The organism is Mesorhizobium sp. M7A.F.Ca.AU.002.02.1.1 (assembly GCF_003998535.1).
GTDB classification, from domain to species: Bacteria; Pseudomonadota; Alphaproteobacteria; order Rhizobiales; family Rhizobiaceae; genus Mesorhizobium; species Mesorhizobium ciceri.
Map to the genome: position 1 here is coordinate 1 of NZ_RZPB01000722.1, position 3045 is coordinate 3045.

6 protein-coding genes are annotated in these 3045 nt (G+C 63.4%); 3 read left to right on the top strand and 3 right to left on the bottom strand.

What is annotated here, in order from left to right; translation table 11 throughout:
• The 3 genes from EN879_RS30110 to EN879_RS30120 all read left to right on the top strand — a co-directional run.
• Positions 1-357 (top strand): WYL domain-containing protein (locus tag EN879_RS30110; RefSeq protein ID WP_127274449.1); only part of this gene is annotated, 357 nt, incomplete at its 5' end.
• 71 nt (positions 358-428) lie between these two features.
• Positions 429-824 carry a VOC family protein gene (locus tag EN879_RS30115; RefSeq protein ID WP_013529579.1) on the top strand — a complete coding sequence of 132 codons (396 nt, stop codon included), beginning with the start codon at positions 429-431 and terminating at the stop codon, positions 822-824.
• Positions 821-1258 (top strand): EVE domain-containing protein, encoded by a 438-nt coding sequence (locus EN879_RS30120; protein ID WP_063169009.1) that lies wholly within the window; start codon positions 821-823, stop codon positions 1256-1258. Before EN879_RS30115 ends, EN879_RS30120 begins: the two co-directional genes overlap by 4 nt.
• Here the strand turns inward: EN879_RS30120 and EN879_RS30125 are convergent.
• The 3 genes from EN879_RS30125 to EN879_RS30135 are packed head-to-tail and all read right to left on the bottom strand — an operon-like array spanning position 1255 to position 2956.
• On the bottom strand, positions 1255-2220 hold the full coding sequence (locus EN879_RS30125) for an ornithine cyclodeaminase family protein (RefSeq protein WP_063169008.1): 966 nt from the start codon (positions 2218-2220) through the stop codon (positions 1255-1257). The two genes, EN879_RS30120 and EN879_RS30125, sit on opposite strands and share 4 nt — an antisense overlap.
• A 37-nt stretch (positions 2221-2257) precedes the next feature.
• Positions 2258-2614, bottom strand: coding sequence for a DUF1049 domain-containing protein (locus EN879_RS30130; protein ID WP_024502826.1), 357 nt, complete (start codon positions 2612-2614; stop codon positions 2258-2260).
• 57 nt (positions 2615-2671) lie between these two features.
• Complete coding sequence (locus tag EN879_RS30135; RefSeq protein ID WP_006200394.1) at positions 2672-2956, bottom strand: integration host factor subunit beta; 285 nt, start codon at positions 2954-2956, stop codon at positions 2672-2674.
• Positions 2957-3045: the final 89 nt, after the last annotated feature.

Genomic DNA, 3045 nt, shown 5'->3' on the forward strand with positions numbered 1-3045 from the left:
GATCTGCGCGAGGATCTTGACGCGAGCACACTGCTGGTCGGGCCTCCTGCCGCGGCCACCGAGGGCATCGATCTTGGTCTGGTGCGGCAGGCCATCCGCAACGAGCGCAAGCTCGGCTTTCTCTACCGCGATGCCGGCGGGGCCGTGTCCCAGCGCGTCGTCTGGCCATTTGCGCTGGGCTTCTTCGACAAGGTGCGGGTGGTGGTGGCGTGGTGCGAGATGCGGCAGGATTTCCGGCATTTTCGCGCCGATCGCATCGCCGAACTCCAAGCAATGGACACGCGCTATCCGCGTCGTCGCCAGGCGCTGCTCAAGGAATGGCGAACGACGCTCGACAAGCCGCGTGGTTCGCGATGACTGCTGCCATATTCTGACAGTAGCCTATCGTATGTTCGTCAAGTCGAAACACCGAACCTTGGAGAGCAGATATGGCCACCCCGAATTTCGTCATCCTCTATGTCGACCAGCCGCAGCAGAGCGGTGCCTTCTACAGCGCGCTGCTCGGTCGTGAGCCGGTCGAAAGTTCGCCGACCTTCGTGCTGTTCGTGCTCGATGCCGGCTTCAAGCTCGGCCTGTGGTCGCGCCATACGGTGGAGCCGGCAGCCGCCACGTCAGGCGGTGGCGCCGAAATCGTGTTTGCGCTGGATACGCCCGATGCGGTCGATGCCGCCCATGCCGACTGGTCCGGGCGCGGGCTGAAGATCCTGCAGACGCCGACCGACATGGATTTCGGTCGTACTTTTGTCGCGCTCGATCCCGATAATCATCGCCTGCGCGTCTACTGGCTGTCCGACGGGGAACAGGCCAATGGGGAACAGAAATGAGCGCGTATTGGATAGCGGTGGCGTCGGCCGAGCATGTCCGGCGTGGTCGCACAGCCGGCTTCATGCAGGTCAACCACGGCAAGGCGGCACCGCTGCGTCGCGTCAAGCCGGGTGATGGCGTCGTCTACTATTCGCCGACCACTGTTTTGGGCGACAAAGACGGCCTGCAGGCTTTCACGGCGATAGGCATCGTGCGGGAAGGCGAGCCTTATCAGGGCGATATGGGCGCCGGCTTCACGCCGTTCCGCCGCGATGTGGCATGGGCCAAGGCCGAGGAAGCGCCGATCAAGCCGCTGCTCGACAGGCTGGACTTCACCGCGGCCAAGTCGAACTGGGGTTATCAGCTTCGCTTTGGCCTTTTTGAAATCGGGGATCACGATTTTCGTGTGATCGCCGAGGCGATGGGCGCCGAAATGGGTGCAACGGTAAACTAGGCCGTGAGCGCCTTGTAGACGGCAATGCCGGCGGCAAGATCCTCGAGTGCCGCTCCGACCGACTTGAACAGCGTGATCTCACCGGCGCTCTCGCGGCCCTTCTTCCGGCCGCGCGCCAATTCGTGCAGATCGGCGACGATGGCTTCCGGTTTCAGCACGCCGGAGGCCAGCGGTTGGACGATGTCGCCGGCTTCCTTGGTGGCGCCGGCGCGGGTGTCGACATAGACGCGGGCAAGCCTGATCGCATCGTCATCGCTCTCGCGCATCGTCGGCGTAAAGCCGCCGACCAGGTCGACATGGGTTCCCGGCCGCAACAATGCGCCCTTGATCAACGGCGTGGTCGTGATCGTCGCCGAGGAGACGATGTCGGCCTGCCCAAGCTCCGTATCGAGATCGCTTGCCGCACTGGCCGCGAAGCCCTGGGCGCACAGATCGGCCGCGACTTTCTCGGCATTGGCCGGGGTGCGGTTCCAGATGCGGATGGTCTTGATGGGCCGCACGGCCGAGTGCGCCTTGGCGAGGAAGGGCGACAGCGCGCCGGCGCCGACCACAAGCAGCCGCGAGGCATCGTCGCGGGCGAGATAGGAGGCCGCAAGCGCCGAAGCACAGGCGGTGCGCCATTGTGTCAGCCGCTGGCCGTCGATCAGGGCCTCGGGTTCGCCGGTGGCGCCGTTGAGCAGAAGATAGAGCCCCATCACCGCGGGCTTGCCGATGGCATTGTTGTCGGGCGACACGGTGACGATCTTGACGCCGACGTGACCGCCGGCCGACGTGCCGGCCGCGTTGAGATCGGTCCAGGCCGGCATCAAAAGCAGTGTGGAGGCGGCACCATCGGGCCGCTCGATCGTATGATGATGCCTGACCGGCTGCACCGCACCGTCGCGAAACGCCATGCGCAGCGTCTCGACCAGTCCGGGAAAGGTCAGCGCATGGTCGACCTCTGCGGCCGAAATGGTCAGCATGAAAAACTCCGTGAGGACAAAACCGCCGATTGGCGGCTCAAGCGGTCGGCTTCGGCAATGCTGCCCCTTGGGCGGACCCCGGTGCCTGGCTTTGTGATACCGCCGGCGCACGGCTGACCGCCTGGCGCAGGTTCTCGGCTTCGACGCCGCGCTGGCGCGCCAGCTTGCGATAGCGACCCTGTTTGACCCACGTAGCCAGACTGCCGACGATCATGCCGATGGCGAGCGCCAGGAACAGGAAGATGAACAGCGGCAAAGTCAGGGTCAGCTTCGGATTGCCGGGGTTGAACGGGTCCAGCGTGAAGGCGACCAGTTCGCGGTTGGCGACAGCGAGTGCGATCAGGATGATCGCCAGGGGCACGAAGATCGCGATGAGGATGAAGCGATTGAACATGATGTTTTCCGTCGGAAGCTGGCCTGTCCGAAAGGCCGTCAGGCGCTGACGTCGCGCCTACTTGCCGCCGTTCAGCCTTTCACGCAGTTCCTTGCCGGTCTTGAAGAACGGCACCCATTTCTCCTCGACCTCGACGGATTCGCCGGTGCGCGGATTGCGTCCGGTGCGCGCGGGACGATTTTTCACCGAAAAAGCGCCGAAGCCACGCAACTCGACCCGGTTGCCTTCGGCAAGGGCGTCGGTGATTTCATCAAAGATCGCGCCGACGATGTTTTCGACGTCGCGCAGGAAAAGATGCGGATTGCGCGTGGCAATAATCTGCACAAGTTCGGACTTGATCATGAGACGGGTCCCCGTGAAAGCAGTGCGGTCAAAATTATGAGGATGATTTTATTTGCTTTTTTCACTTGCCCCAAACGGCTTCTCAAGGG

Bases quoted from the DNA above. Each gene is read 5' to 3' on its own strand.
- EN879_RS30115 (WP_013529579.1), top strand. From the start codon at position 429: ATGGCCACCCCGAATTTCGTCATCCTCTATGTCGACCAGCCGCAGCAG.
- EN879_RS30120 (WP_063169009.1), top strand. From the start codon at position 821: ATGAGCGCGTATTGGATAGCGGTGGCGTCGGCCGAGCATGTCCGGCGT.
- EN879_RS30125 (WP_063169008.1), bottom strand. From the start codon at position 2,220: ATGCTGACCATTTCGGCCGCAGAGGTCGACCATGCGCTGACCTTTCCC.
- EN879_RS30130 (WP_024502826.1), bottom strand. From the start codon at position 2,614: ATGTTCAATCGCTTCATCCTCATCGCGATCTTCGTGCCCCTGGCGATC.
- EN879_RS30135 (WP_006200394.1), bottom strand. From the start codon at position 2,956: ATGATCAAGTCCGAACTTGTGCAGATTATTGCCACGCGCAATCCGCAT.